Origin of the sequence: Nocardioides deserti (assembly GCF_014266025.1) — a bacterium.
GTDB classification, from domain to species: Bacteria; Actinomycetota; Actinomycetes; order Propionibacteriales; family Nocardioidaceae; genus Nocardioides; species Nocardioides deserti.
The window spans coordinates 16132-41668 of the sequence record NZ_JACMYC010000017.1 but is presented as its reverse complement, the minus strand read 5'-3'; the positions used below and the strand labels follow the sequence as shown (position 1 = coordinate 41668).

28 protein-coding genes and 1 tRNA gene are annotated in these 25537 nt (G+C 73.9%); 5 read left to right on the top strand and 24 right to left on the bottom strand.

The features are described from left to right. Positions 1-16 precede the first annotated feature (16 nt). Together H7344_RS17975 and H7344_RS17970 are read left to right on the top strand one after the other, a co-directional pair. Complete coding sequence (locus H7344_RS17975) at positions 17-1513, top strand: DUF1800 domain-containing protein (RefSeq protein ID WP_186347367.1); 1497 nt, start codon at positions 17-19, stop codon at positions 1511-1513. 5 nt (positions 1514-1518) lie between these two features. After that, on the top strand, positions 1519-2781 hold the full coding sequence (locus H7344_RS17970; RefSeq protein ID WP_186347366.1) for a DUF1501 domain-containing protein: 1263 nt from the start codon (positions 1519-1521) through the stop codon (positions 2779-2781). Here the strand turns inward: H7344_RS17970 and H7344_RS17965 are convergent. Further along, positions 2778-4235: an ATP-binding protein gene (locus H7344_RS17965; protein ID WP_186347365.1), complete on the bottom strand. Its 1458-nt coding sequence runs from the start codon at positions 4233-4235 to the stop codon at positions 2778-2780. The genes H7344_RS17970 and H7344_RS17965 overlap by 4 nt on opposite strands. 77 nt (positions 4236-4312) lie before the next feature. Between H7344_RS17965 and H7344_RS21310 the strand changes: the two genes are divergently transcribed. Beyond that, positions 4313-5362, top strand: coding sequence for an NAD(P)H-dependent amine dehydrogenase family protein (locus H7344_RS21310; protein WP_195826185.1), 1050 nt, complete (start codon positions 4313-4315; stop codon positions 5360-5362). A 63-nt stretch (positions 5363-5425) separates the two neighbouring features. Here H7344_RS21310 and H7344_RS17955 read toward each other — a convergent pair whose 3' ends face one another. The 6 genes from H7344_RS17955 to H7344_RS17930 form a co-directional block, all read right to left on the bottom strand. Next, a complete protein-coding gene (locus tag H7344_RS17955; RefSeq protein WP_186347364.1) occupies positions 5426-6658 on the bottom strand; it encodes a mechanosensitive ion channel family protein in 1233 nt (410 codons plus the stop codon). Between the two features lie 106 nt (positions 6659-6764). After that, positions 6765-6962: a hypothetical protein gene (locus H7344_RS17950; protein ID WP_186347363.1), complete on the bottom strand. Its 198-nt coding sequence runs from the start codon at positions 6960-6962 to the stop codon at positions 6765-6767. Positions 6963-7264: 302 nt separating this feature from the next. Then, positions 7265-7408 carry a hypothetical protein gene (locus H7344_RS17945; protein ID WP_186347362.1) on the bottom strand — a complete coding sequence of 48 codons (144 nt, stop codon included), beginning with the start codon at positions 7406-7408 and terminating at the stop codon, positions 7265-7267. A gap of 5 nt (positions 7409-7413) precedes the next feature. Next, on the bottom strand, positions 7414-8169 hold the full coding sequence (locus tag H7344_RS17940; RefSeq protein WP_186347361.1) for a spermidine synthase: 756 nt from the start codon (positions 8167-8169) through the stop codon (positions 7414-7416). Beyond that, on the bottom strand, positions 8166-8501 hold the full coding sequence (locus tag H7344_RS17935) for a YnfA family protein (RefSeq protein WP_186347360.1): 336 nt from the start codon (positions 8499-8501) through the stop codon (positions 8166-8168). Before H7344_RS17935 ends, H7344_RS17940 begins: the two co-directional genes overlap by 4 nt. Continuing rightward, complete coding sequence (locus tag H7344_RS17930; protein ID WP_186347359.1) at positions 8498-8893, bottom strand: ankyrin repeat domain-containing protein; 396 nt, start codon at positions 8891-8893, stop codon at positions 8498-8500. The genes H7344_RS17935 and H7344_RS17930 overlap by 4 nt, the downstream gene beginning before the upstream one ends. Positions 8894-8955: 62 nt before the next feature. Between H7344_RS17930 and H7344_RS17925 the strand changes: the two genes are divergently transcribed. Then, positions 8956-9243, top strand: a complete 288-nt coding sequence (locus H7344_RS17925) for a DUF1330 domain-containing protein (RefSeq protein ID WP_166194361.1) — start codon at positions 8956-8958, stop codon at positions 9241-9243. 15 nt (positions 9244-9258) lie between these two features. On the opposite strand, the gene H7344_RS17920 is transcribed toward H7344_RS17925, so the two are convergent. Next, entirely contained in the window at positions 9259-10881 is a 1623-nt protein-coding gene (locus tag H7344_RS17920; RefSeq protein ID WP_186347358.1) for a hypothetical protein, read from the bottom strand. A gap of 195 nt (positions 10882-11076) precedes the next feature. Here H7344_RS17920 and H7344_RS17915 point away from each other — a divergent pair, with 195 nt between their 5' ends. Beyond that, complete coding sequence (locus tag H7344_RS17915; protein ID WP_186347357.1) at positions 11077-11982, top strand: hypothetical protein; 906 nt, start codon at positions 11077-11079, stop codon at positions 11980-11982. A 97-nt stretch (positions 11983-12079) separates the two neighbouring features. Here the strand turns inward: H7344_RS17915 and H7344_RS17910 are convergent. The 16 genes from H7344_RS17910 to zwf form a co-directional block, all read right to left on the bottom strand. After that, positions 12080-12153: transfer RNA gene (locus H7344_RS17910), tRNA-Pro, on the bottom strand. 150 nt (positions 12154-12303) lie between these two features. Continuing rightward, the gene (gene der / locus H7344_RS17905) at positions 12304-13638 is read right to left on the bottom strand and encodes a ribosome biogenesis GTPase Der (protein WP_186347356.1); all 1335 of its coding nucleotides are present in this window, start codon (positions 13636-13638) and stop codon (positions 12304-12306) included. Further along, complete coding sequence (locus tag H7344_RS17900; protein ID WP_186347355.1) at positions 13635-14402, bottom strand: lysophospholipid acyltransferase family protein; 768 nt, start codon at positions 14400-14402, stop codon at positions 13635-13637. Before H7344_RS17900 ends, der begins: the two co-directional genes overlap by 4 nt. Further along, positions 14399-15106: a (d)CMP kinase gene (gene cmk / locus H7344_RS17895; RefSeq protein ID WP_229706758.1), complete on the bottom strand. Its 708-nt coding sequence runs from the start codon at positions 15104-15106 to the stop codon at positions 14399-14401. The genes H7344_RS17900 and cmk overlap by 4 nt, the downstream gene beginning before the upstream one ends. Positions 15107-15117: 11 nt before the next feature. Beyond that, positions 15118-16221 (bottom strand): prephenate dehydrogenase, encoded by a 1104-nt coding sequence (locus tag H7344_RS17890; protein ID WP_186347354.1) that lies wholly within the window; start codon positions 16219-16221, stop codon positions 15118-15120. Further along, positions 16214-16597, bottom strand: a complete 384-nt coding sequence (aroH, locus tag H7344_RS17885) for a chorismate mutase (protein ID WP_166196099.1) — start codon at positions 16595-16597, stop codon at positions 16214-16216. Before aroH ends, H7344_RS17890 begins: the two co-directional genes overlap by 8 nt. Before the next feature lie 75 nt (positions 16598-16672). Continuing rightward, positions 16673-17077, bottom strand: coding sequence for a VOC family protein (locus tag H7344_RS17880; protein ID WP_186347353.1), 405 nt, complete (start codon positions 17075-17077; stop codon positions 16673-16675). 4 nt (positions 17078-17081) lie between these two features. Beyond that, a complete protein-coding gene (locus H7344_RS17875; protein WP_186347352.1) occupies positions 17082-17891 on the bottom strand; it encodes a helix-turn-helix domain-containing protein in 810 nt (269 codons plus the stop codon). Between the two features lie 49 nt (positions 17892-17940). After that, positions 17941-18711 carry a pseudouridine synthase gene (locus tag H7344_RS17870; RefSeq protein WP_186347351.1) on the bottom strand — a complete coding sequence of 257 codons (771 nt, stop codon included), beginning with the start codon at positions 18709-18711 and terminating at the stop codon, positions 17941-17943. After that, a complete protein-coding gene (gene scpB / locus H7344_RS17865; RefSeq protein ID WP_186347350.1) occupies positions 18708-19454 on the bottom strand; it encodes an SMC-Scp complex subunit ScpB in 747 nt (248 codons plus the stop codon). Before scpB ends, H7344_RS17870 begins: the two co-directional genes overlap by 4 nt. Beyond that, the gene (locus tag H7344_RS17860) at positions 19447-20310 is read right to left on the bottom strand and encodes a segregation and condensation protein A (RefSeq protein WP_186347349.1); all 864 of its coding nucleotides are present in this window, start codon (positions 20308-20310) and stop codon (positions 19447-19449) included. The genes scpB and H7344_RS17860 overlap by 8 nt, the downstream gene beginning before the upstream one ends. 7 nt (positions 20311-20317) lie before the next feature. Then, the gene (locus H7344_RS17855) at positions 20318-20701 is read right to left on the bottom strand and encodes a hypothetical protein (protein ID WP_186347348.1); all 384 of its coding nucleotides are present in this window, start codon (positions 20699-20701) and stop codon (positions 20318-20320) included. Further along, positions 20686-21597, bottom strand: a complete 912-nt coding sequence (locus H7344_RS17850) for a ParA family protein (protein ID WP_373286503.1) — start codon at positions 21595-21597, stop codon at positions 20686-20688. The genes H7344_RS17855 and H7344_RS17850 overlap by 16 nt, the downstream gene beginning before the upstream one ends. A gap of 331 nt (positions 21598-21928) precedes the next feature. Continuing rightward, positions 21929-22219: a GNAT family N-acetyltransferase gene (locus H7344_RS17845; RefSeq protein ID WP_186347347.1), complete on the bottom strand. Its 291-nt coding sequence runs from the start codon at positions 22217-22219 to the stop codon at positions 21929-21931. Positions 22220-22272: 53 nt separating this feature from the next. Next, positions 22273-24123, bottom strand: a complete 1851-nt coding sequence (locus H7344_RS17840; protein WP_222130837.1) for a glycoside hydrolase family 15 protein — start codon at positions 24121-24123, stop codon at positions 22273-22275. Next, positions 24116-25516 (bottom strand): glucose-6-phosphate dehydrogenase, encoded by a 1401-nt coding sequence (gene zwf, locus H7344_RS17835; RefSeq protein ID WP_186347346.1) that lies wholly within the window; start codon positions 25514-25516, stop codon positions 24116-24118. Before zwf ends, H7344_RS17840 begins: the two co-directional genes overlap by 8 nt. Between the last annotated feature and the right edge of the window lie 21 nt (positions 25517-25537).

Sequence of the window (25537 nt, the reverse complement as noted above, 5' to 3'; positions counted from 1 at the left end):
CCCTGGGAGCCTCCCCGTGACCCACGCAGCCACCCGAGCCCGCACGGCGTACAAGCCCGCGCGGTTCCCCGGGGCGCCGCTGCTCGGGACCCAGGCCCGCCACCTCGTCGGCCGCTTCTCGTACGGCGTGACGCCGGCGCTGGCGGCGCAGGTGCGGGCCGCGGGCGGTGCCCACCGCTGGTTCGAGCGACAGCTGGAGCCGAGCCGGGTCGCGGACCGCCGCGCCGCCGGCCTGCGCGCGTGGTGGCCCAGCTTCGACCGCAGGCCCGCAGAGCTCTGGCAGCGCCAGGAGCGCGAGCTCGAGGGCGGCTGGGAGGTCATGGAGGACTACGCCCGCTGGGCGCTGGTCCGCCGGATCACCTCCGACCGGCAGGTGCTCGAGGTGATGACCGAGCTGTGGGAGAACCACTTCAACGTCCCGGCCGTCGGCGACGCCCAGTTCACCTACCGCGTCTCCTACGGCGACACCATCCGCAGCCACGCGCTCGGTCGCTTCGACGACCTGCTGCACGCGGCGGTCACGCACCCGGCGATGGGGATCTTCCTCGACAACGCCGTCTCGACCGCCCGGCACCCCAACGAGAACCTCGGCCGCGAGCTGCTCGAGCTGCACACCGTCGGCCGCGGGCAGTACTCCGAGGACGACGTGAAGGCGTCGGCTCGCATCCTCACCGGGTTCCGGGTCGACCTGTGGGACAGCTGGGAGGCGTCGTACTCGCCGCGCGACCACTGGACCGGGCCCGTGAAGGTGATGGGGTTCCGCGACCCGAACGCCGAGCGGGACGGCCGGCCGGCCGTGCGCCGCTACCTCTCCTACCTCGCGCACCACCCGGCCACCGCGCAGCGCGTCGCGCGCCGGCTCGCGGTGAAGTTCGTCCGCGACGACCCGCCGCAGGCCCTGGTGGACCGGCTCGCGAAGGTCTACCTCGACGCCGACACCGAGATCCGGCCGGTGCTCCGCGCGCTGGTCGCGAGCCCCCAGTTCAAGGCCTCGGTCGGCAGCAAGGTGCGCGACCCGGGCGAGGACCTGGTCGCGACGTACCGCGTGCTCCGCGTCCAGCTCGCCCGCCCGCCCGCGGGCCGTGCCGGTGACGAGCACGCCGTCAAGGCGATGCTGTGGCAGGTCGGCAACCTCGGCACCAGCCCGTTCTCCTGGCCGCGCCCCGACGGCCAGCCGATCGACAGCGAGTCCTGGTCCTCCCCGTCACGCGTGCTGGCCTCGATGGACCTGCACTGGGCGATGGCGGGCGGCTGGTGGCCCTCGAAGGGCATCACTTACCGCACCCCGAAGCAGTGGCTGCCGCGCAAGAAGATCCGCTTCGACCTGTTCGTCGACCACCTCAGCCAGCAGCTGCTGCACCGGCGGTCCACCGCCACCCTGCTCCGCGCGTGCTGCGAGATGTGCGACGTCTCGCCCGGCGACGTGATCAGCGCCGACCACCCGATCGTCAAGTGGGACTTCCACCGCCTGCTCGGCACCGTCCTCGACTCCCCCGCCCACTTCACCCGGTGACCGCCATGACCTCTGCTGCCCTCCCCGGCTCCCCCGCCACCTGCTGCGAGGAGTTCGCCCGCGTCTCCCGCCGCGGCCTGCTCGGTGGCGCACTGGCCCTCGCCGGGACCGCCACCGCGATCGGCTCCGCCGTCGTCACCGCCTCCCCCGCCCGCGCCGCTAGCGCCGGCTCCGTGCTGGTGGTGCTGTCGCTGCGCGGTGCCGCCGACGGCCTCTCGCTCGTCGTCCCCCACGGCGACCCCGTGTACTACGAGGCCCGCCCGCGGATCGCCGTGCCGGCCGCCAGCCTGGTCGCCAAGGACGACATGTTCGGCCTGCACCCGAACCTCGCGCCGCTCCTGCCGCTGTGGCGCTCGGGCCGCCTCGCCGCGGTGCACGCCACCGGCCTGCCCGCGCCGAACCGCTCGCACTTCGCCGCCATGGAGGAGGTCGAGGACGCCAACCCCGGGTCCGCCGCCCGCCAGGGCTGGCTCAACCGGCTGATCGGCACCGACGCGAACCACTCGCCGCTCCAGGCGGTCAACCTCGGCGGCGGGGTGCTGCCCACGAGCCTGTACGGCGACGAGCCGGTCATGTCGACCGGGTCCGTCGACGCGGTCTCCATCCCCGGAGACGACAAGTGGGACACCAAGGGCGGCCGCGTCCGCTCGCTGCACACCCTCTGGGACGGCGAGTCCGGGCCGCTCGGCCGCGCCGTCGGCTCGGCCTTCTCGGCGGTGAAGTCCTTCGGGCCCGCACGCGAGACGCCCGACCGCGCCGCGTCGTACCCCCGCAGCGACCTGGGCCGCGCGCTCGCGGAGGTCGCCCGCGTGGTGCGCGGCGACGTCGGCGTCGAGGTCGTTACCGTCGACCAGGGCGACTGGGACATGCACTCCGACCTCGGCACGCTCGAGTGGGGCCGGATGAAGCGCAACGCCGAGGACCTCGCCGCCTCGATCGCCGCGTTCTTCGCCGACCTCGGCGGGCTCGCCTCGAAGGTCACGCTGGTGACGATCAGCGAGTTCGGCCGCCGGGTCGTCGAGAACGACAGCACCGGCCTCGACCACGGCTACGGCAACGTCATGCTGCTCGCCGGCGCCGGCGTCAAGGGCGGGAAGTACTACGGCACCTGGCCGGGCCTCGCCAACACCCTCGACGCCGACCTGCTGGTGACCACCGACTACCGCAGCGTGCTCGCCGAGGTCGTCTCCACCCGGTTCGGCGCGTCCACCGCGAAGGTGTTCCCCGGCTTCCGGCCCGAGTCGGTCGGGGTCATGACCTCGCTCTAGGCCGCCGGGCCGGTCGAGCCGAGCAGCGCGAGCGTGAGCGCCGCCGAGTCGGACTGCAGCGCGGCGCTGGCGGCGGCGAGGTCCTCGTCGCCGGGCTCCCGCTCGTCGACCGCCGCCAGGAGCACCGCCCGGCGCACCAGCTCCTTGGCGTACGACGCCGTGGTGCCGGCGGAGTCGCGCGCGGCGCGCGCCACGGCTTCGGGGCTGAAGCCCACCTGGCTGCCGTAGAGCGCGACCAGGGCACGCCGTGCCGGTTCGTCCGGCAGGGGGACCTCGACGGCCAGGTCCACCCGGCCGGGCCGCTGGGCGAGCGCCCGCTCCAGCGCCTCGGCGCGGTTGGTGGTGAGCAGGAAGACGACATCCGCGTCGGCGTCGAGCCCGTCCATGGCGTCCAGCAGCGTGAAGAGCATCGGGGACGGCCCGCCGCCGTAGTGGTGGTCGCGGTCCTCGGCGATGAGGTCACAGTCCTCGATCACGACGATCGCGGGCTGGTGAGCTCGGGCGATCTGGGCCGCCGCGGCGACGTGCACCATCTGGGTGCCGCTCAGCAGCACGACGGTGGTGTCCGGCGTCGCACCGACCAGGTGGCGCACGGTGTGGGTCTTGCCGGTGCCGGGCGGGCCGTAGAGCAGCACGCCCCGCTTGAGGTGCTGGCCCTTCGCCAGCAGGCGGTCGCGGTGCTCGGCCAGGCCGACGACGTGGGCACGCACCTGTTCCAGCGTGCCCTCGGGCAGGACGACGTGCTCGGCCGGCACCACCGGGCGGTGGTGGAACGTCACGCCCGACAGCGACCGCTCGTAGGGACTGCCGCTGAAGCTGACCACCTGGCGCCACAGGACGCTGTGGCGCATCGCCTGCTCCCGGAGCTCCGCCAGCAGCGAGGTGACCGCGTCGGGCTCCGCGCCCAGGACCTCCAGGCGGGGCTCCGAGCCGTGCTGCGGGTTGCCCGCCCGTTGGACGACGACCACCGGCGAGCCGCCGTGGTGGAACAGGTGCATCCCGAACGCGACCGTGGCCCGCTCCGTGTCGGGCCCCGTGGCCACGTTGAGCCGGTCGACCTGGCCGGTGCGGAAGCGGCCCCACTCCGCGTGGGCCATCAGGTCGCCCAGCGAGCTGTGGTGGCGCTGGTCGCCGCCCCCGACCCCCACCAGCCGCGCCTCGGGATCGCGCGCCACGACGGTCGCCAGCGCGATGTCGGTGTCGGCCCACCGGTGGGCAGGCACCGGCTCCACCACCACCGGGAGCGTGTCGGCCGTGACCCCGAGGTGGGCGTCGAGGAGCGGCATCAGGTCGTCGCCACGCCGGACGACCGGCTCCTCGCGGACGAGCCGGCCGAGCACCCTGGTCAGGGCCGCCCGCAGCTCGACGTCGCCCTGCTCGTCGGTCTGCTCGTCGCCCTGCTCGTCGCCCTGCTCGTCGGCCGGGTCGTGGTCCTCGTGCTCAGCGGTGGTCATGACCTCGAACCTAGCGGCGAACGACATCCGCACGCGACGCTGGACGAGAACACGTTCCACCCGCCACAGTGGCGCCCGTGCGCGTCATCCAGTGGGCCACCGGCGGTGTCGGCCGGGCCGCGATCGAGACCCTGCTGCTCCACCCCGACCTCGAGCTCGTCGGGTGCTGGGTGCACTCAGCGGACAAGCACGGGCGCGACGTCGGCGAGCTCCTCGGGCGCGGGCCCCTCGGCGTCCGCGCGACCTCCAGCAAGGAGGAGGTCCTCGCGATGGACGCCGACTGCGTCCTCTACGCGCCACTCGTCCCCGACCGCGACGACGTCGCCGCGCTGCTGCGGTCGGGCAAGAACGTCGTCACGCCGGTCGGCTGGTTCTACCCCTCCGAGCGCGACGGTGCCCCGCTCGCCGCCGCGTGCGAGGACGGCGGCACCACCCTGCACGGCACCGGCATCAACCCCGGCGGGATCACCGAGCTGCACCCGCTGATGTTCTCGGCGCTCTCGTCGGCGGTGACGTTCGTGCGGGGCGAGGAGTTCTCCGACATCCGCACCTACGACGCCCCCGACGTCGTGCGGCACATCATGATGTTCGGCGGACTGCCCGAGGAGGCCATGGGCGGGCCGATGCTCAAGCTGCTCTCGGGCGGGTTCCGCCAGTCGGTGCGGATGTGCCTGGACGCGCTCGGCTTCAGCGCGGACGCCGAGCTCCGCACCTCCCAGGAGGTCGCGGTCGCGACCGCGCCGATCGACTCCCCCATCGGCACGATCGAGCCCGGCCGCGTCGCGGGCCAGCGGTTCGTGTGGGAGGCCGTCGTCGGCGACCGGGTCGTCGTGCGGGTCGCCGTCAACTGGCTGATGGGCGAGGAGCACCTCGACCCGCCGTGGTCGTTCGGGCCCGAGGGCGAGCGGTTCGAGGTCGAGGTCCAGGGCGACCCACCGGCGTACGTCATGATCAAGGGCTGGCAGCCCGACTCCGTCGCCGCCGGGCTGGTCCGCAACCCAGGCGTCGTCGCCACCGCCGCGCACTGCGTCAACTCGATCCCGTACGTCGTCGCCGCCCCACCCGGGATTCGGACCTACCTCGACCTCCCGCTCGTCGCCGGCCGCGCCCACCCCGACCTCGCCTGACCGCCGCGGCCCGCGGGCTCCTCGGCCGACTTCTCCACAGGCGTGGGACCGGCGACGGCCGGATCACCAGCCGTCGCCGGCCGAGTCACCGGCCGAGTCGCCGGCCGAGTCGCCGGCCGAGTCACCGGCCGAGTCACCGGCGTCGCCGAGCGGCTCGTCGCGGGGTCGGCCACCACGCCGCTCGGCGCGGGCGTCGGCCGCCTCGTCGCCGTGGAACAGCCCCGAGGAGCGGTCGTCCCGGTCGGCGTCGGGCGCGGCGGCGGGTGCGGCGCGGTCGACGAGCTCGACGCGCTGGCGCGGGAGGCCGGCGTCCTCGTGCTCGCGGACCCAGGCGACCAGCTGCTCGCGGACGAAGCACCGCAGGTCGAACAGGCGTGCCGCGTCGGCGGCGGTCACCAGCACCCGCACGCGCACCCAGCCACCGACCGCGTCGGTCACCTGGAGCACCTTGACCCGCCCGTCCCAGAGGTCGGTGCGGTCGAGCACCCGGTCCAGCTCCTCGCGCATGCCGGCGACGTCGACGCGCCAGTCGACGTCGAGCTCGACCGCGCCGAGCAGCTCGGACCTGTGGCGGGTCCAGTTCTGGAACGGCGTGCTCGTGAAGTACGTGCACGGCACGACCAGCCGCCGGTCGTCCCAGGCGCGGACGACGACGTAGCTGAGCGTGATCTCCTCGATCCAGCCCCATTCCTCGTCGACGATGACGACGTCGTCGAGGCGCACCGCGTCGCTGAAAGCCAGCTGCAGCCCGGCGAAGACGTTGCTCAGCGTGCTCTGCGCCGCGACGGCGGCGACCACGCTCAGCAGGCCGGCAGAGGCCAGGACGCTCGCACCGACGGCCTCGACCCCGGGGAAGCTGAGCAGCACCGCGCCGGTGACGATGACGACGCCGGCGGCGATGGTCAGCCGGCGGATGATGAGGACCTGGGTTCGGAGCCGGCGCGCGTGCCGGTTGTCGGGGACGTCGGTGCGGTTGCGGCGCAGGCCGATGTCCTCGACGAAGAGGACCGCCGCGGTGAGCAGCCAGCCCACGGCCGCGATGGTCAGCACCTCCTCGACCTGGTGCAGCCAGCCCCAGTCGGCGTCCTGCGAGCGCTCGACCCGGGCGAGCACGGGTCGCAGCGCCAGGACGACGACCAGCACGCGGAACGGGATCCGCACCACCCGGTGCAGGTGCGCGGCGGGCTGCCAGCGGCGCCCGAGCAGCGTCGCGGCGAGCCGCGACAGCACGATCACCGCCAGCGCGACAGCCAGCGCTATGCCGCCGGCGACCAGGTCGTCGCTCCAGCGGTCCACGGGTCAGAGGAGCATGAGCACGGCGACGAGGATCGCCGTGATCACCAGCGACACCAGGATCGACCCGGCGCAGCCGAGCCGATTGCTGAAGAAGAAGAACACCGGCTCAGCTCTCCAGGGCGTTCTTCGACGGCTCTGCGTCCTGGTCGTCCGCGTCGGGGTTGCCGCCCTCGGCCGCACCGTCCGTGGCGGGCTCGTCGACACCGGTGGGGCCGTCGAGCCCCGGCGCGGTGAGCGGCGGCTCGGCGTCCTGGTCGTGGCCGTAGGACGGGTCGGTGCTGGGCTGGTTGCTGGAGTCGGTCATGGCCGGGCGGTACCCCACGCGACGCAGGAGCACCGGTCGCCCCTCCGGGTGAGGTTCTCGGCCAGAGGCGCCGGGCACTGCATCTCGGCACAGCGCGGCCGACACCGGACCGATCGTCGAGAAGAAGGAACACCGTGAAGCGAGCACTCATGCTGTACGTCGTCCGGCTGATGTGGGCAGGTCCCCAGCGCAGCGGCAACTGACGCACCGACCTCCTCAGCACGACCCGCACGCACGCACGACGAGGCCGTCCCCCGCTCGGGGGACGGCCTCGTCGGTGTCGGAAGGAAGCGCGCTCGCGACTAGCGCTTCTTGCCGGTGCCGGACCGGCGGGCCTTGACCTGGTCCACCGCCGACTTGATCTTCGCGTGGTTGTGGGGCTTGCGAGCCTCGTCGTAAACCTTCTTGGCGACACCCAGCAGGGCGGCCGACCTCATGATCTTCATGGCCCTCAGGTACCCCGTCCGCCACCGAACGAGTCACTCACCCGGTCGTGGCCGAGCACCCGCGCTGCGAGCGCCCCGCCGGCCGCGCGGGCGGTCAGCGCGTCGGCCAACGAGTCGTCGGGCCCGGCGACCACGGTGAGGTTGCCGGCCCGGCGGGCCCGCAGGGTGGCCGGCTCGGCGGCGACCAGGGTGCGGGCGAAGACCGTGCGCAGGCCGGCGACCGCGTCGCGCGTGGCGGCGAAGGGCGCCCGGTCGCTGAGGTTCAGCAGGAACCACCCGCCCGGGGCCAGCACCCGCCCGACGTCGGCGAAGAACGCGGCGGTCACCAGCTCGGCGGGCACCCGCCCGTCGTCGTACGCGTCGAGGACGACGAGGTCGGCGCAGTCGGCGCGGAGCGCGGCCGTGCCGGTGCGGCCGTCGACCGGCCGGACGCGGATGCCGCTGCGCCGCGGCAGCGGGAGCAGCTCGCGCACGGTCGCGGTGAGCGCCTCGTCGGGCTCGAGGACGACCTGCCAGGAGCCGGGGCGGGTGGCGGCGACGTACCGCGGGAGCGTCAGGCCGGCGCCGCCGACGTGGACGACGCGGGTGGGCTCGCCGGCCGGCCGGTGCAGGTCGACGACGTCGCCGAGGCGGCGTACGTAGTCGAAGGCCAGGTGGGTGGGGTCCGCGAGGTCGACGTGGGACTGGTCGCGGCCGTCCCGGCGGACCAGCCAGGCGTCGGGCCGGTCGGCGGGGACGACCTCGTGGTGCGGGGCGGTCACGCGCCGCGCGGGGAGTACATGATCACCGCGACGCCGACCAGGCAGATGAGCGCACCGGCGACGTCGTAGCGGTCGGGCCGGAAGCCGTCGGCGACCATCCCCCACGCCAGCGAGCCGGCGACGAACACCCCGCCGTACGCCGCGAGGATGCGGCCGAAGTTCGCGTCGGGCTGGAGCGTGGCGACGAAGCCGTAGGCGCCGAGCGCGACCACGCCGGCACCGATCCAGAGCCAGCCGCGGTGCTCGCGGACGCCCTGCCAGACCAGCCACGCGCCGCCGATCTCGGCGACGGCGGCGAGCGCGAAGAGCAGCAGCGAGCGGGTGACGGTCACGCGCGTCGCTCCCGGAGCAGGGCGGTCATCTCGGGGAGCTCGAAGACCTCGGCCACCGCGAGGCCGGACTGCCGGCCGAGGGCGGGGTCGGCGCCCGCGTCGAGCAGCCGCACCACGGTGTCGGTCTGCTTGCGGAAGACCGCCGCCCCGAGCGCCGTCTGGCCGCGGTCGTTGACGCGGGCGTGGTCGGCCCCGCGCTCGAGCAGCCCGGCGACGAGGTCGGCGTGGGCGTGGTAGGCGGCGAGGACCAGGAGCGTGTCGCCCGCGCTGTTGGTGAGGTCCACCGGGAGCCCCGCGTCGACGTGGTCGAGCAGCACCGGGTCACCTTCCCGGGCCAGGTCGAACATCGACTGCAGGAACGCCAGCTCCTCGTCGGTGAGCGCGTCGGTCATGGGGCCACCGTAACGACGGGCCATCGGTCGCCGGGCCCGGGACGCGTGGCACGATCGCGGCCATGACGGCCTACTGGATCAGCACGTACGTCGAGGTCACCGACACCGCGAAGCTCGAGGCGTACGCCGTGCTCGCCGGCCCGGCGCTCATCGGCGCGGGCGGCAGGTTCCTCGCGCGCGGCCTGCCCGAGCAGGTCTACGAGGCCGGCCAGGAGACCCGCACGGTGCTCATCGAGTTCCCGTCGGTCGAGGCCGCGATCGCCGCGCACGACTCCGCGGCCTACCAGGAGGCGCTCGCCGCCCTCGACGGCGGCGCCGTGCGCGACCTGCGGATCGTCCCGGGCGCCTGACCCGACCCGGGCGGGTCAGCAGCCGGCGTACGCCCGACGGGTGAGCGCCGGACCGGACTTCACCTGCTTGCCGCGCGCCAGCGACCACCCGCGCTGCCAGTCGGAGTCGACCTGGGCTCCGTTCATCTCGCGGTCGGAGCCGACCAGGCTGAGGCGCGGGACCAGCGCCCTGCCGAGGTGGGCTGTCCGGCCCTTCACGGTGCCGACCGGCTTGCCGTCGACGGACCACGTCGTGTGCTTCGGACCGACCTCGACCGCCATGTTGAACGGGGTCTCGGCCAGCCGGACGCCGCCGAGGTTGCGCTGCCATACGGCCTTCGCGGACTGCGAGCGGACACCGATGCCGACGCCCGGCTGCCCCATGACGACGTCGGCGACGACCACCGCGTCGGCCGGGCAGGCGGTCGCGCGGGTGCCGACGGGGACCAGGTCGAGGCGGAAGCGGTACGGCCGCGGGCCGGTCTCCCACGCGTGACCCTGGAGGCGGAACTCCCACCGGCCCGTCGCCCGGGCGTTGCCCCGCATGGTCGCCGCGGTCGTGCCGCGGTCGCCGTCGCCGGTGTGGCGCAGCTTGCTCTGCAGGACGAGGCCGCCGTTGAACGGAGTCGCGCGACCGGTGCCGTCGGAGGTGTCCAGCCAGGTCCCGCGGGGGCGGGTGCCCTTGGACGGCGGCGAGGTGAGGTCCTGGCCGCGCTCCCAGGCGAAGTCGAAGAGCGTCGAGCCCCAGCGGTAGCGCTCGCCGGCGGTCGGTCGGACCGCACTCCGCTGCGTCGCCACCGGTCGCGGCGCTGCTGCGCCGGCCGATGCCGGGGTGGGCGCCTGCTTCTTGCCGAGGCCGAGGACGGAGAAGTACGCCGGGAACGAGGCGTACCAGCCGATCCTGCTGCCGCCCCGCGTCCAGCGCTCCTGGCGGGCGCGCAGCACGCGGTGCCCGAGCACCGGCGCCGGCACGCGGAACGTCGCGTGTCCGGCGCTGTCGGTGGCGCCGCGGTCGATGGTGCGCCAGCGGTCGCCGTCGGTCCGCTCCTGGAGCAGGACCGTCCGGCCGGGGATCGGCGGCGGGGTGCCGAGCGCGGAGCGGACCGCCGGGGTCGTGTCGGCGACGACCGTGAACGGCAGCAGCGGAGCGACTGCGTGGAACGGCGAGGCGGCGTCGGCGCCCTGGAGGGCCAGCGTGATCTCCTGCGGGCGCGCGTTGAACAGCCGGCCCCGGGTGACCGTCCCTCCCCCGGCGACGCGGTAGCTGATGCCGAACATCGACGGCGCCGTGAACGTGAAGTCGAAGGTCCCCTCGGCCGACGTTCGGAACGCCGAGTCCGGCACGTCGAGCCACCGGTCGCCCGGACGGTTCATGTGCGACTGCAGGTGGACCGTGCGGCGCCCCGGCCGGCCGACGTTGCCGCGGAAGCGGACCGCCTGGCCGGCCACGTAGATCGGCGGCGAGACCGTCAGCGACGCCGCCCGGGCCATCGGCGCCGTGGACACGACGGTGCTCGGACGGGCCGCGGCGTGCTGGCCGGGCTGGGCGGGCTCGGCGGGCTGACCGGTGGCGGCCGTGGCAGCAGCGGTGGTGGGCAGCAGGAGGCCGGCCGCGAGGGCGGCGAGGCCGCGTCGAGCACGGGTCCAGGGAGCGGTCACCGAGCGAGTGTGCGGCCCGTGGCGGCCGGATCCCGCACCCGTCGTACGAACGGTTGGTGGGCCTCCCCCGAGTGGGTCAACCCGTCCGGACCCGCCGCCGGAGCACGCCCGCACGTGCCCCAAATGCGGGATGCGGCGGCCCGGTCCCCTGCCTAGGTTGACGGGGCGACGGCCGACTTCCCGGAGGACCACGACGTGCTCGAGACCAGGACCAGCCGTCGTGGCGCGCTCGCCATCGGGCTGGCCGGGGTGGCGGTGGCTGCGACCGTCGGCGCCGGTGCGGTCGACGGGCTCGACCGGCGCCCGGAGGGGCGCCGGGTGGGCACGCTGGGTGGGCGGCGACCGGCCTACGGCGCCTGCCCCGCCGAGGGCGGCACGTCGCTCGCGGCCCAGCGCAGCGTGGTCGTGAAGTGGGGCGAGGGGGCGTGCGTGCGCCAGTTCTTCCCCGGGTTCGCGACCCCGGCGCCCCGGGACCCGGCCGCCTCGCTCGTCCACGCCAGCTGGAAGCCGCGGTCACCCGACCTGGTCACGCCCGACCGGGTCGCCACGCTGACCGCCGACCTGGTCCCGGGCGACGTGGTCGAGGTCTGGCACGAGCCCGACACGAAGGTGCGCGAGGGCCTGCTGTCGACCGGGCAGGCGGTCGCGCTGAAGAATCGGTTCCACGACGTCGTCAAGCAGGTGCGGCCCGACCTGCTGGTCGCCAGCACGCTCAGCGGCTGGGAGGCCGACCCGGGCAACCCGGTCACCCGCGGCGACATCGAGCCGTGGGCCGGGATCCGTGCCGACCTCTTGGGTCTCGACCTCGACGGCGCCCATCCCGAACGGCTCCCCTACCCCGACTTCCAGGGCGAGAAGGAGACGGCTCGTGCGTTCGTGGAGCGGCACGACGGCTACCGCGGCTGGTGCGTCCCCGAGTTCGGCGCCCCGCGCATCGAGACCGACACCGACGGGGAGGCCCGCGCCCAGTGGCTGCTCGCCTGCGGGTTGATGCTGGCCGAGGGTGACGCGGCGTACGTCGCGCTCTTCGAGTACCCCACCGTTCCTGGCTACGAGCTCACCTCGCCGGCCGAGCTGGCGGCGTGGAACTCGTTCGTCTGAGCCGCAGCGGGCCGCAGATGGACCGCACCGACCACCCGGGCCAGGGACGGCGAAGGGCCTCCCACCGCGTCTCCGCAGGTGAGAGGCCCTCTCTCGGTCGGGCTGACAGGATTTGAACCTGCGACCCCTTGACCCCCAGTCAAGTGCGCTACCAAGCTGCGCCACAGCCCGAGACCCGCCTGAGCGGGCGCGTGAACACTACCGCAGCCTCGTCCCGGGACCGGAATCCGGGGTCGTGTGCCTGCGGACGCGGCAGCTCGCGTCGGAGGGCACACGACCCGCCCGCCGACCGTCACGAAGGACGGCGAGCAGCACCGAGGGTCAGCGCTTGCGCTTCTCCCGCGGCCGCTGCTGGAGCACGATCGGGGTGCCGACGAAGCCGAACTCCTCGCGCAGCCGGCGCTCGACGTACCGCTCGTAGGACGCGTCCAGCTTGCCGCTGGTGAACAGGATGAACGTCGGCGGGGCGGTCGTGGCCTGGGTGCCGAAGAGGATCTTCGGCTGCTTGCCGCTGCGGACCGGGTGCGGGTGCTCGGCGACGAGGCGACCGAGGAAGGTGTTCAGCGCGCCGGTGCCGATGCGCGTCTCCCAGCCCTCGAGCGCCTTGTCCAGCGCCGGCACGATCCGGTCGACGTGCCAGCCCGTGCGGGCGGTGATGTTGATCCGCGGCGCCCACTGGACCTGCACGAGCTCGCGCTCGATCTCGCGGTCGAGGTAGTAGCGGCGCTCCTCGTCGACGAGGTCCCACTTGTTGAACGCGATGACCAGCGCGCGGCCGGCCTCGCGGACGGTCTGGAGGATGCGGACGTCCTGCTCGGAGATCGACTGCGAGCCGTCGAGGACGAGCACGGCGAGCTCGGCGCGGTCGATGGCGGTGCTGGTGCGCAGCGAGGCGTAGTACTCGTGGCCCGACGCCTCCTTGACCCGCTTGCGGATGCCGGCGGTGTCGATGAAGCGCCACTGGCGCCCGCCCAGCTCGACCAGCTCGTCGACGGGGTCGACGGTGGTGCCGGCGACGTTGTCGACGACGACCCGGTCCTCCCCCGCGAGCTTGTTGAGCAGCGAGGACTTCCCGACGTTGGGCTTGCCGACGATGGCGATGCGACGAGGACCGCCGACCTCCTCGCCGATCGTCTCGGGGGGCGGCTCGGGCAGCGCGGCGAGGATCGCGTCGAGCATCTCGCCGGAGCCGCGACCGTGGAGGGCGGAGACGGGGAACGGCTCGCCGAGCCCGAGGTTCCACAGCCCGTGGGCCTCGGCCTCGGTGCGCGCGTCGTCGACCTTGTTGGCGGCGAGCACGACGGGGCGCCCGGACTTGCGGAGGATCCGCACGACGGCCTCGTCGGCGTCGGTGATCCCGACCGTGGCGTCGACCACGAAGAGCACGGCGTCGGCCAGGCTCACCGCGACCTCGGCCTGCGCGGCGATCGCCTGCGCGAGACCGCGCGCGTCGGGATCCCAACCGCCGGTGTCGACGACGGTGAACGCGCGACCGGCCCACGTGGCGTCGTACGACACCCGGTCGCGCGTGACGCCCGGGATGTCCTCGACGACCGCCTCGCGGCGCCCGATGATGCGGTTGACCAGCGTCGACTTGCCGACGTTGGGTCGGCCGACGACGGCCAGGACGGGGACGGGTCCGAGGACCTCGCTCATGGTGCTCCTTGCTCGGTGACCCCGGTGGCGGGGTCGGGTTCGACATCGGTGGCTGGCAACGGACCCGGCAGCTCCAGCCCGGTCGACCTGCGTGCGTGGTCCAGCTGGACCAGCATGTGCTCACGTAGGAACAACGAGGCCTGCTCGACCTGTTCCCGGCGACGGGGCCACGGTACGGCCGCGACGGCCCAGGGCTCCCCGAAGCAGATCGCGATCGGTGCTCCGCGCGGCGGCAGCTCCTCCATGTGGGCGCCGGGCGCGCGGGTGCCGAAGAACGTGACGGGCACGACCGGCGCTCCCGACACGAGGGCGAGGTACGCCGCGCCCCGGTGGAAGCGGCCCAGCTCGCCGTCGCCGCGGCGCCCCTCGGGGAAGATGCCGATGGCGCCCGCCTCGCGCAGCACGCGCAGACAGACCTTGACGGCGTACGGGTCGGGGTGGAAGCGGTCGAGGGGCACCTGCCCGGAGGCGAGCAGGAAGCGCCCCATCGCCCCCTCGAACATCTCGACCTTGGTCAGCGCGTGCACCGGTCGCGGGGCGAACGCGGCGAGCAGCGGACCGTCAGCGACGCCGATGTGGTTGGCGGCGAAGATCACAGGTCCCTGCTCAGGGACGACACGCGCGCCGAGCACGTCGACGCCGTGGCGGCGCCGGACCAGCCAGCGGGCCAGCGGACGGGCGGAGTGCAGCAGCCAGCGCGACGGGTGCAGGACCCCGTCGCTGCGCGGCCGCTCGGAGTGGACGGCCGGGTCCGGCCGGGTCACGTCCCCACCCGGTCGACCATGCCGACCACCAGCTCGATCACCTCGTCGAGGGTGTAGCCGGTGGTGTCGACGTGGACGGCGCCGTCGGCCATGACCAGCGGCGCGGTGGCGCGCCCGGAGTCGATCTGGTCGCGCGAGAGCAGGAGCTGCTCGGTGGCCGCGACGTCGACGGCGCCCTGCTCGGCCGCGCGGCGCGAGGCGCGGGCGGCGGCGTCGGCGGTGAGGTAGAGCTTGACCGGTGCGTCGGGGACGACGACCGAGCCGATGTCGCGGCCCTCGACGACGATCCCGGCGGGCTCCACGTCCGCGCCGATGATGGCGCGCTGGAGCGCGAGCAGGCGGGCGCGGACCTCGGGGACGGTGCTGACCGGGGAGACCGAGCCGGTGACCTCGTCGGTGCGGATCGCGGCTGCGACGTCGGTGCCGTCGACGGTGATGGTCGGGCCGGTCGGGTCGGTGCCGGACTCGATGACCGGCTCCTCGCAGCGCGCGGCGACCGCCGCGGCGTCGTGGACGTCGACCCCCTGCGCGAGCATCCACCAGGTCATCGCGCGGAACATCGCGCCCGTGTCGAGGTAGCGCAGCCCGAGCCGGCTCGCCACGCCGCGGCAGGTGCTCGACTTCCCGGAGCCGGAGGTGCCGTCGACAGCGACGACGAGCCGGTCGGGGAACAGGTCGGGACGGTCCGCGGCGGTGCTGGTCACGGACGCGCAGCCTACCGGTGCGTGGTCCAGCCCCGTGATTCCAACGAGTTCAGCAGGTGGGCGGCACGCGCCTCCTCGACGAGGAGCTCGACCAGACCGGTCGGGCGGCCCGGGTCGTGGTCGATGCGGATGTCCTCGATGTTGACCTCGCTGGCGACCGCGTCGGCCAGCAGCCGGGCCAGCTCGCCCGGGTGGTCGGGCACCGAGACCCAGACCGAGGCCATCGGCCGGGCGGGCCCGCCGTGCTTGGCGGGGATGGCGCGGGTGCCGGCGACGCCGTGCTCGAGGACCTCCTCCAGCGCGGTTCGATCGCCGCGACCGACGGCCTCGCGGACCCGGTCGAGCTCGGCGCGGACCTCGTCGAGCAGCGCGACCACCGCGTCGGCGTTGGCGCTGACGATCTGCCCGTAGAGCCGCGGGTCGCCCGCCGCCACCCGGGTGACGTCGCGGACGCCCTGGCCGGACAGCGCGAGGTGGTTCTCCGGGCCGTCCGCCAAGCGGCCGGCGACCAGTGCGGAGAGCAGGTGCGGCAGGTGCGAGGTGCGCGCCACGGCGCGGTCGTGCTCGGCCGGCGTCAACCAGACGGGTACGCCGCCGGCGAGCCGGACCAGCGCCTCGACCGTCTCGACGGCCGCCGGGTCGGAGCCGGCGTGCGGCGTGATCGCCCAGGGTCGGCCGTCGAAGAGCGCGGCGGAGCCGGCGAGCGGCCCGGACCGCTCGCTGCCCGCCATCGGGTGGCTGCCGACGTACCGCGCGACACCGGGGTGGTCGGCGACCGCCGCGAGCGGGACGCCCTTGACGCTGCCGACGTCGGTGACGACCGCGTCGGTGCCCTCGGTGGCGTCGAGCGCGGCCTCGATGACCGCGCCGAGGTGGTCCGGCGGAACCGCGACGACGACGAGCGCGGGCCGGTCGGCGTCGGTGCGCGGGCGGCCGGCGCCGAGGCCGGAGGCGGTGCGGACGTTCTCGGTGGAGGTGTCGGTGAGCAGCACCTCGAGGCCGGCGCGGCGGCAGGCCAGGCCGATCGACGTGCCGAGCAGCCCGGCACCGACGACCTCGACGGGGCCGGTGAGCTCGGGCGGGCCCGGCTGCGGCGCCCGGTCCCGCTCAGGCATCCGGGACGTCGCGGGTGCGGGTCAGGTCACGGCGCAGCGCGGCGGCGCCGTGCAGGTAGACGTGGGTGATGTCCGCGCGCGGCAGGTCGGTCTCGACGTGCGCCATCATCCGGACCACCCGCGGCATGGACCGCTCGATCTCGAGCTCGCGCGCGCAGATCAGCGGCACCTCGCCGAAGCCGAGCTGGCGGGCGGCGTACGCCGGGAACTCCGAGACCAGGTCGGAGGTCGCGGTGAAGATCGCCGAGATGAAGTCGTCGACGACCAGGCCGTTGGCCTCCATCACGTCGGTGACCATCTCCGCGACCCGCTCGAGCATGTGGTCGCGGGAGTCCTCCTCGAGCTGGGTCGCTCCCCGGATCGCCCGCACCGCCACGTCGTCCACTCCTCGTCTGCCTGCCGCTGGGACCGGTCAAGGCTAGCGGGCGGCGACCGACGGCCGGGGCGCGGCTCAGCCCGGCTGGTAGCTGCCGATCGACCAGTGGTTGCCCTCCGGGTCGGCGACGCTGCCGCCCCGCCCGCCGTAGGGCTGCTCCACCATCGGCCGCAGCACCGTCGCGCCGGCCGCGACCGCGGCGTCGAACACGGCGTCGGGGTCGTCGGCGACGAGGTACGCCGCGGACGTGCCGGCGTTGTCGACCGCCGCTTCGGGGCGCGCCGAGCCGAACATGATCCCCCCGCCGCCCGGCCACAGCCACTCGGCGTGCAGGACGACGGTGTCGTCGGTCTCGTCGCGGTACGTCGCGTGCTCGACGAAGCCGACGGCGCGCAGCCACGTCGTCATGGCTGAGGCGTCGCGGAAGGTCAGGGTGTGCCAGAGGCGGACGGTGGCCGCCTGGCTCTGCATCTCGCTCATGCCCTCACGATCCCTCCTGCGCCGCGGGCAGGTCTTGGACGAACGGGAGCTCCTCGGCGATCCAGGTGCTCGGCGGGCAGCCGGCCAGGTCCCGCCACTCGCGGGCGAGGTGGGCCTGGTCGGCGTAGCCGCACCGGACCGCCACCTCCGCCAGCGGGCGCCGCCCCAGCAGCGAGCGTGACCGCTCGAAGCGGCCCAGCCGGTGCAGCTTCTTGGGGCTCAGCCCGGTCTCCGCACGGACCAGGGTGCCGAGGTGGCGGCGTGAGTACCCGACGTCGTCCGCGGTCGCCGCGACCGGGACGCCCCGGGTCAGCAGCGCCAGCGCCCGGCCGAGCTCCGGCCGCAACTCGACGGGGTCACCGCGCCGGAGGCGATCCGTGAGGGCGGTGAGGACGGTGGCGACGAGGGCCTCCCGGTCCCCGGCGGGCGTCCCCGCGAGCCGTTCGGGCAGGTGCCGGAGCGTCGGCGCGAGCCGCCCGAGGTCGTCGAGCGTCAGCAGCCGGCCCGCGAGGTCGGCGGCCGGGAGCCCCAGGAGGGCGCGGGCGCCGAGCGGGGTGAGCGCCACCTGGACACCGCGCTGCGTGCCGGTGTGCCGGATGACCGCGGGGGCGGTGTGCAGCCCCGACACGCTCGACCACGCGACGGTGCGGCTGCCCGGGTCACCCGCCCACGCCACGTCCAGCGGCTCGTCGACCGGGAGGACGAAGGTCAGCGCGGTCGACGGCAGGCCGCGGTGGGTCCCCGGACCGGGCAGGGTCACGTCGTACGACACCAGGGAGGCGACGTACGGCTCCAGCGCGGGCGGGACCGGCACGCCGACCACCGTAGGCCGAGGTGCCCGTGTGTGTCCCGTGTGTCCCGGGTCAGAGCGAGGCGGAGTCCAGAAGCGCGCCGAGCTCGTCGATGGTGAGCTCGCGCATGCCGCCCGACGGGATGCCGGCCAGCTGCACCGGCCCGATCGCGGTGCGGGTGAGCCTCCGCACGGGGTGGCCGACGGAGTCGAGCAGGCGGCGGACGATGCGGTTGCGGCCCTCGTGGATGACCAGCTCGACGATCGACTTCTCGCGGAACGACTCCACGACCTTGGCCTTCTTCACCGTCACCGGACCGTCCTCGAGGGTGACCCCCTCCAGCAGCGCCTTGATCGTGCGGCGGAAGACCTCGCCCTCGACCTCGGCGACGTAGGTCTTGTCCACCTCGTACGACGGGTGCGCCATGCGCTGCGCGAAGTCGCCGTCGTTGGTGAGCAGGATCAGGCCGGAGGTGTCGGTGTCGAGCCGGCCCACGTGGAAGAGCCGCTCGGGGCGGTCCTCGACGAGGTCCTGCAGCGTCTTGCGGCCCTCGGGGTCCGACATCGTGGAGACGACGCCGCGCGGCTTGTTCAGCGCCAGGTAGACGTGGGCGGAGACCGGCGGCAGCCGCCGGCCCTCGACCCGGATCACCGCGGTGCGCGGGTCGACCTTCGTGCCGAGCCGGGTGACGACCTCGCCGTCGACCTCGACGGACCCCTCGAGCATCAGCTCCTCGCAGCGGCGGCGCGAGGCCACGCCGGACTGGGCCAGCAGCTTCTGCAGCCGGATCAGCCCGTCCTCGTCGGTCTGGATATCGCGGCCGCCGCTCGTGCCGGCGCTCATGCGGGCTCCGTCCCGCCGTCGGGCTCGGTGCCCGGTCCGGTGCCGAGCGCCGGCTGGGGCAGCTCCGGCTCGGGCTCGCCGAGCGGGTCGGGAGCCGGGACCGGCTCAGGGGTGGGGGTGCTCATCGCGGACAGCTCGTCCTCCAGGTCGTCCATGTCGGGCAGGTAGGGCGCCAGCTCGGGCAGGTCGTCGAGCGAGGTGACGCCGATCCGCTCGAGGAAGTACCCGGTGGTGCGGTAGAGGTTCGCGCCGGTCTCTGCGTCCTGGCCGGCCTCCTCGACCAGGCCGCGGCTGAGCAGCGTGCGCATGACGCCGTCGACGTTGACCCCGCGGATCGCGGAGACCCGCGCGCGGGAGACCGGCTGCTTGTAGGCAACGACCGCCAGCGTCTCGAGCGCGGCCTGGGTCAGCCGGGCCTGCTGGCCCTCGAGCACGAACCGCTCGACCACCGGGGCGTAGGCCTCGCGGGTGTAGAACCGCCAGCCGCCGGCGACGTTGCGCAGCTCGAAGCCGCGGTCCTGGTCGTCGTACTCCCCCGCCAGCGCCGCCAGCGCCGCCGTCACCTCGTCGACCGGCCGGCCGACCGCGGTGGCCAACGTCGGTGCGTCCAGCGGCTGGTCGGCGACCATGAGCACCGCCTCCAGCGAGGGACGCAGCGCGGTCAGCGGCACCTCGAGCTGGTCTGCCTGCTGGGTCGCCTGCTCGCCCTGCTGCTGGGCCTGCTCGGTGCTGGTCTCAGCCATCGCTGCCTCCCTGGGGAGCGGCCGCGTCGGGCGGCGCGCCCTCGAACTCGTCGCGGACCAGCTCGTCGACGTCCGCGTCGTCCTCGCCGGTCCACCGCACCGTCAGCTCCCCCAGCGGTGTCACCTGGTCGAAGGCGACGGCGCCCTCGCGGAAGAGCTCGAGCAGCGACAGGAACCGCGCCACCGTGGTGAGCGTGTCGGGGCTGTCGCCGCAGAGCGTGCGGAACGTCATCGTGCCGCTACGCCGCAGCCGGTCGACCACCAGGGCCGCCTGCTCGCGGACGCTGACCCGCGGCGCGTGGATGTGCTGCAGGCTGACCTCCGGCGGGCCCGGCTTGGGAGCCAGCGCCCGCGCCGCCAGCGCTGCGAACTGCTCCAGGCCGATGCCGATGAGCACTTCCGGCAGCAGCGTGGCGTACCGCTCCTCCAGCCCGACGGCGCGCGGGTGCCGCAGCGCCTCCCCTGCCAGCCGGGTCTCGAGGACCGCGGCGACCTGCTTGAACGCCTTGTACTGCAGCAGCCGGGCGAAGAGCAGGTCGCGCGCCTCCAGCAGCGCGAGATCCTCCTCGTCCTCGACGTCGCCCTGCGGCAGCAGCCGGGCTGCCTTGAGGTCGAGCAGGGTCGAGGCGACGAGCAGGAACGACGTCGTCTGCTCGAGGTCCCAGACACTCCCGCCGGCCTTGACGTGGGCGATGAACTCGTCGGTGACCCGCGACAGCGCCACCTCGGTGACGTCGAGCTTGTGCTTGGCGATGAGGCTCAGCAGCAGGTCGAACGGGCCGTCGAAGTTGTCCAGGTGCAGCTCGAAGCCGGCCGCGGGCCCCGGGCCGGTCTCCTCCTGCTCGACGGCCGTCATGCCGGGGTCATCCCTCGGTCAGCCGCCGGACCAGCGCGCTGTCGTCGCCGTGGGCCTCGTAGTCGGCGAGCACCAGCGCGACCGCCTCGCGGACCAGCCGGCCGCGGTCCACGGCGAGGCCCTGCCCGCGGCGCAGCGCGAGGCGGGCGTGCTCGATCTCGAGGAGCTCCTCGGAGGTGACGTAGACCGTCATCTTCTCGTCGTGGCGCACCCGGCCGCTCGGCTTCTTGCGCCCGGCCTCCGGCGGCTCCGGCGCCCGGTCCTCGGCCGGATCCGCCTGGTCGGGCACGGCCCGCACGGCCTTCTGCGGCTTCGGGGCCTGCTCGTCGTCGGGGACGACGGTGGGGCGGAACAGGTCGTCGGCCGAGGGCAGGCTCACGCGTCGGGCCACCGGGCGAGCACCTCCTTGGCGAGCTGGCGGTAGGAGTCGGCGCCGGCCGAGCCAGAGGCGTACGACGTGATCGGCTCGCCGGCGACGGTCGAGTCGGAGAACTTCACGGTCCGGCGGATGACGGTGTGGAAGACGGTGTCGCCCCACGCCTGCACCAGGCGCTCCATCACCTCGCGGGAGTGCAGGGTGCGGCCGTCGAACATCGTGCCGAGCACGCCGTCGATCTCCAGGCCGGGGTTGAGCCGCTCGCGGACCTTGTCGATCGTCGTCTTCAGCAGCGCGACGCCGCGCAGCGCGAAGTACTCGCACTCCAGCGGGATGATCACGCCGTGGCTCGCGGTCAGCGCGTTGACGGTCAGCAGGCCCAGCGAGGGCTGGCAGTCGATGAGCACGACGTCGTACTCCGCCAGCGCCGGCGCCAGGACGCGCTGCAGCGTCTGCTCGCGCGCCACCTCGTGAACCAGCTGCACCTCGGCGGCCGACAGGTCGATGTTGGAGGGCAGCAGGTCCATGCCCGGCACGCCGGAGGGGACGACGACGTCGTGCAGGGTGACGTCGCGCTCCATCAGCAGGTTGTAGACCGTCAGGTCCATCTCGTGCGGGTTGAGCCCGAGGCCGACCGAGAGCGAGCCCTGGGGGTCGAAGTCGACGAGCAGCACACGCCGGCCCTGCTCGACCAGCGACGCGCCGAGGTTGATCGTCGTCGTGGTCTTGCCGACGCCGCCCTTCTGGTTGCACATCGACACCACGCGGGCGTGGCCGTGCTCCGCGACTGGTTTGGGGTCGGGGATGACCGGCATCGGTCGGCCCGTGGGGCCCAGCGCGGGGCCGTCCGTCGGCCGGCCCGCCTTCGTGGCGGCCTGGACGGGGCGTTCGAACGGGAGCGGCTCGGTCACGCGGGCATCGTCCTCCAGTGGGGTCACCGGTCGCGTCGGCGGGGTGGGCGTGCGGACCAGGGGCGGCATCTCGGGTGCTCCCGACCCGGCGTGGAACCCACCATCGCTCATCAGCTGCTCCTCGTTCCCGACCCACGCCGCGCGGGCGGGGACGTTTGTCGACATCACGACTTGTGACCGTCCCGCGCACCCTAGGACCGGGTTCCGACCCCCAACAACACGACGGCGGAAACCCCCAGGGTCGCGGGCCGATCTGTGCACAACGTGTGCACTCGGCCCCGCTCCGGTGCACAGGTCCGACCAGACCTGTGCACCCGCCTGTGGAGAACGATCAGGCCAGCAGGTCCTGGTAGTCGGGGTGCTTGTCGATCCACCCGGCGATGAACGAGCACTGCGCGACGACCTTCGCCCCGTCCTCGCCGCGTACGTCGTCGAGGGCCGTGCGCGCGAGCGCGGAGCCGACCCCGCGCCCCTCGAAGGCCTCGTCGACGACCGTGTGCGTGAAGGTGACCGTCCCGCCGTCCCGGGTGTACTCGGCGTACCCCGCGACCTGCCCGTCGAGCTCAGCGACCCAGCGCCCCTCGCCCTCGTCGTTCCTCACCTGCGGCGTCTCGTCAGTCATGCCTGCCACCGTACGGGGCTCCCCCGACCGACCCTCACCTGAGCGCGGTGGTGTCAGCCGAGCGCCTCGTCGAGGTTGGTGGCGGCGCTGATCAGCGACAGGTGGGTGAAGCCCTGGGGGAAGTTGCCGAGCTGCTCGCCGGTGAGGCCGACCTGCTCGCCGTAGAGGCCGAGGTGGTTGGCGTAGGTGAACATCTTCTCCAGCGCCAGCCGGGCGTCGTCGAGCCGACCGGCGCGGGTGAGCGCCTCGACGTACCAGAACGAGCACATCGAGAACGTCCCCTCGCGCCCGTCGACCCCGTCGTCGGTCCGCTCCGGCTCGTAGCGGAAGACGAGCGTGTCGGAGACCAGCCGCTCCTCGACCACCGCGAGCGAGGACAGGAACCGCGGGTCGTTGGGCGCCACCAGCTTGACCATCGGCATCAGCAGCACGCTGGCGTCGACCGTCGTGCCGCCCTCGTGGGCGACGAACGAGCCCAGCTCCTCGTCCCAGCTGTCGTCCATGATCCGGCGGTAGATCTCGTCGCGGACCTCCGCCCACCGCGCCAGCTCGCCGGGCAGACCTCGCTGGCGGGCGGTGCGCATCATCCGCTCGACCGCGACCCAGCACATCAGCCGGGAGACGGTGTGCTTCTGCGTGTCGCCGCGGACCTCCCACATCCCGGCGTCCTCGCGGTCCCAGTTGTCCATCACCCACGACAGCAGCCGGGTCAGGTCCGCCCAGGCGTCGTGGCTGATACCGGGGCCGTACTTGTTGAACAGGTAGACCGAGTCGAACAGCTCGCCGTAGATGTCAAGCTGCAGCTGCCCGGTCGCGGCGTTGCCCACCCGGACCGGCGCGGAGTCGCGGTAGCCGCGCAGGTGGTCGAGCTCGTGCTCGTCGGGGATGTTGCCGTCGATGTCGTAGGCCACCCGCAGCGGCCCCAGCTCGTCGTCGACGTCGGCGTCCTCCCCCATCCGCTCCGAGAGCCAGGCCATGAACCGCGCCGCCTCCTCGGTGAACCCCAGCTTCAGCAGGGCGTACAGGCTGAACGCCGCGTCGCGGATCCACACGTAGCGGTAGTCCCAGTTGCGGGCGCCGCCGATCTCCTCCGGGAGGCTGGTCGTCGGCGCCGCGATGATCGCCCCGGACGGCTCGTGGCTCAGCAGCTTGAGGGTGAGCGCGGAGCGGTTGACCATCTCCCGCCAGCGCCCCACGTACGTCGACTGCGAGAGCCATCCGCGCCAGAACGCCGACGTGCGCTCGAACAGCTCGTCGGTGTCGAGCTCGTCCCCCGGGTGGACGTCGCGGTCCTCGTCGAGCACCTCCAGCACGAACAGCACGTGGTCGCCGGTGCTGACGTCGACCTCCGCGCTCACCGTGCCGTCCTCGACGGCGAGGTCGGTCGTCGCGGCCAGGCCCAGGCGCACGTCGTCGCCGGTCAGCACCAGGCCACCCTCGACCTCGGTGACCTCCACGCCCGCCCGGCCGTAGTCGGGCCGCGCCGTGAGCACCATCCGCAGCCGGGTGGTGCCCCGCACGCCGGCCACGCGGCGTACGACGCGCTGGCGGTGGTCGGGGTCGTCGGGGCGCAGCACGGGCATGAAGTCGTGCACCTCGGCCACGCCGTCCTCGGTGTGGAAGCGGGTGATCAGGATGTTGGTGTCCGGCAGGTAGAACTGGTGGGTCGTCGTGGTGTCCCCCACCGGCTCCAGCCGCCACGACCCGGCGTCCGGGTCGAGCAGGCTCCCGAAGACGCTCGGGGAGTCGAACCGCGGCACGCACAGCCAGTTGATCGTGGCGCGGGTGTCGACGAGGGCGCAGGTGCGCAGGTCGCCGACGAGGCCGTGGTCGGCGATCGGCGGGTACGGCGGGTGGGCCTCCCCCGGCGCCAGCCCCGTCGCCCGCCCCGGCGCCTCAGCCACCGAGCCGCCAGCCGCCGTCGGGGAGGTCCGAGGCCGCGTCCGGCCCCCAGGAGCCCTGGTCGTAGGTCTGCAGGGCCGGCGGGTCGTCGAGCAGCGGCTGGCAGACCTGCCAGAGCCGGTCGACCTCGTCGGAGCGGGTGAAGAGCATCTGGTCGCCCCGCATCACGTCCAGCAGCAGCCGCTCGTAGGCCTCCAGCGGCTCCGCGTCGGGGAACTCCTTCTCCAGGTCCAACCGCATCGTCGCGGCCTGCACGACCATCTTCGCGCCCGGTCGCTTCGCGCGGACGTCGACCTTGACCTGCGGCTCGTCGGTCAGCTCCAACGCGATCTCGTGCGGGCAGGCGACCTGATCGAAGAGCGGCTCGTCGGGCTCGCGGAACCGCAGCGTGATCGTGCGGCGCCCCTCGGCGAGCGCCTTGCCGGTGCGCAGGTAGAACGGCACCCCGCGCCACCGGTCGTTGTCGATGCGCGCCTCGAGCGCCACGAAGGTCTCCACCTGCGAGTCGTCGTCGACGTCGTCCTCGTCGCGGTAGCCGGCGTACTGCCCGAAGACCGTGCGCTCCTTGTCGAACGGCTCGAGCGCCGCGAAGACCGCCGCCTTCGCGTCCCGCAGCGCGTCGGCGCTGAAGTCGTGCGGCCGGTCCATCGCCACGAAGCCCAGCAGCTGGCACAGGTGGGTGGAGATCATGTCGCGCAGGCAGCCGGTGCCCTCGTAGAACCCGCCGCGGCCCTCCAGCCCGAGATCCTCCGGCACGTCGATCTGCACCGAGGCCACGTCGCGGGCGCACCAGGCCGCCTCGAGCAGCCGGTTGGCGAACCGCAGGGCCATGATGTCCTGCACCGCCTCCTTGCCGAGGAAGTGGTCGATGCGGAAGACCGCGTCCTCCTCGACGACGTCCTGCAGCGTCCGGTCCAGCTCGCGCGAGGACTCCAGGTCCAGGCCGAACGGCTTCTCGACCACCAGCCGCGCCCGCTCGACGATCCCCTCCCGGCCGAGCATCGCGATCATCCCCTGCATCGCCGACGGCGGCACCGAGAGGTAGACCAGGCGGCGTACGTCGTCGCCGAGCCCGCTCTCCGCATCCCGGACGGCCTCGGCCAGGTCGGACCCGTCGTCGGCGGACGACGTCTGGAACGACACCCGCCCGACGAGCTCCTCCAGCACCCCGTCGTCGACGTCGTCCACGCCGTCGCGCACCGCGTCGCGGACCAGGTCCTGGAACTCCTCCTGCGACTCCGGCGCGCTCCGTCCGCTGCCGATGACCGCGTACGCCGCCGGCAACCGGCCGGCAGCCGCCAGCTTGTACAGCCCGGGGTAGAGCTTGCGCTTGGCGAGGTCGCCGCGGGCACCGAAGAGCACGAGGACGTGGGGCGGCAGGTCTGCGTCGGTCACGCCCTCTCGGTGGCCGACCAC

Coding starts and splice junctions, on each gene's coding strand:
- H7344_RS17970 (WP_186347366.1), top strand. CDS start 1,519: ATGACCTCTGCTGCCCTCCCCGGCTCCCCCGCCACCTGCTGCGAGGAG.
- H7344_RS17965 (WP_186347365.1), bottom strand. CDS start 4,235: ATGACCACCGCTGAGCACGAGGACCACGACCCGGCCGACGAGCAGGGC.
- H7344_RS17950 (WP_186347363.1), bottom strand. CDS start 6,962: ATGACCGACTCCAGCAACCAGCCCAGCACCGACCCGTCCTACGGCCAC.
- H7344_RS17945 (WP_186347362.1), bottom strand. CDS start 7,408: ATGAAGATCATGAGGTCGGCCGCCCTGCTGGGTGTCGCCAAGAAGGTT.
- H7344_RS17930 (WP_186347359.1), bottom strand. CDS start 8,893: ATGACCGACGCGCTCACCGACGAGGAGCTGGCGTTCCTGCAGTCGATG.
- H7344_RS17925 (WP_166194361.1), top strand. CDS start 8,956: ATGACGGCCTACTGGATCAGCACGTACGTCGAGGTCACCGACACCGCG.
- der (WP_186347356.1), bottom strand. CDS start 13,638: ATGAGCGAGGTCCTCGGACCCGTCCCCGTCCTGGCCGTCGTCGGCCGA.
- H7344_RS17890 (WP_186347354.1), bottom strand. CDS start 16,221: ATGCCTGAGCGGGACCGGGCGCCGCAGCCGGGCCCGCCCGAGCTCACC.
- H7344_RS17880 (WP_186347353.1), bottom strand. CDS start 17,077: ATGAGCGAGATGCAGAGCCAGGCGGCCACCGTCCGCCTCTGGCACACC.
- H7344_RS17870 (WP_186347351.1), bottom strand. CDS start 18,711: ATGAGCGCCGGCACGAGCGGCGGCCGCGATATCCAGACCGACGAGGAC.
- scpB (WP_186347350.1), bottom strand. CDS start 19,454: ATGGCTGAGACCAGCACCGAGCAGGCCCAGCAGCAGGGCGAGCAGGCG.
- H7344_RS17860 (WP_186347349.1), bottom strand. CDS start 20,310: ATGACGGCCGTCGAGCAGGAGGAGACCGGCCCGGGGCCCGCGGCCGGC.
- H7344_RS17845 (WP_186347347.1), bottom strand. CDS start 22,219: ATGACTGACGAGACGCCGCAGGTGAGGAACGACGAGGGCGAGGGGCGC.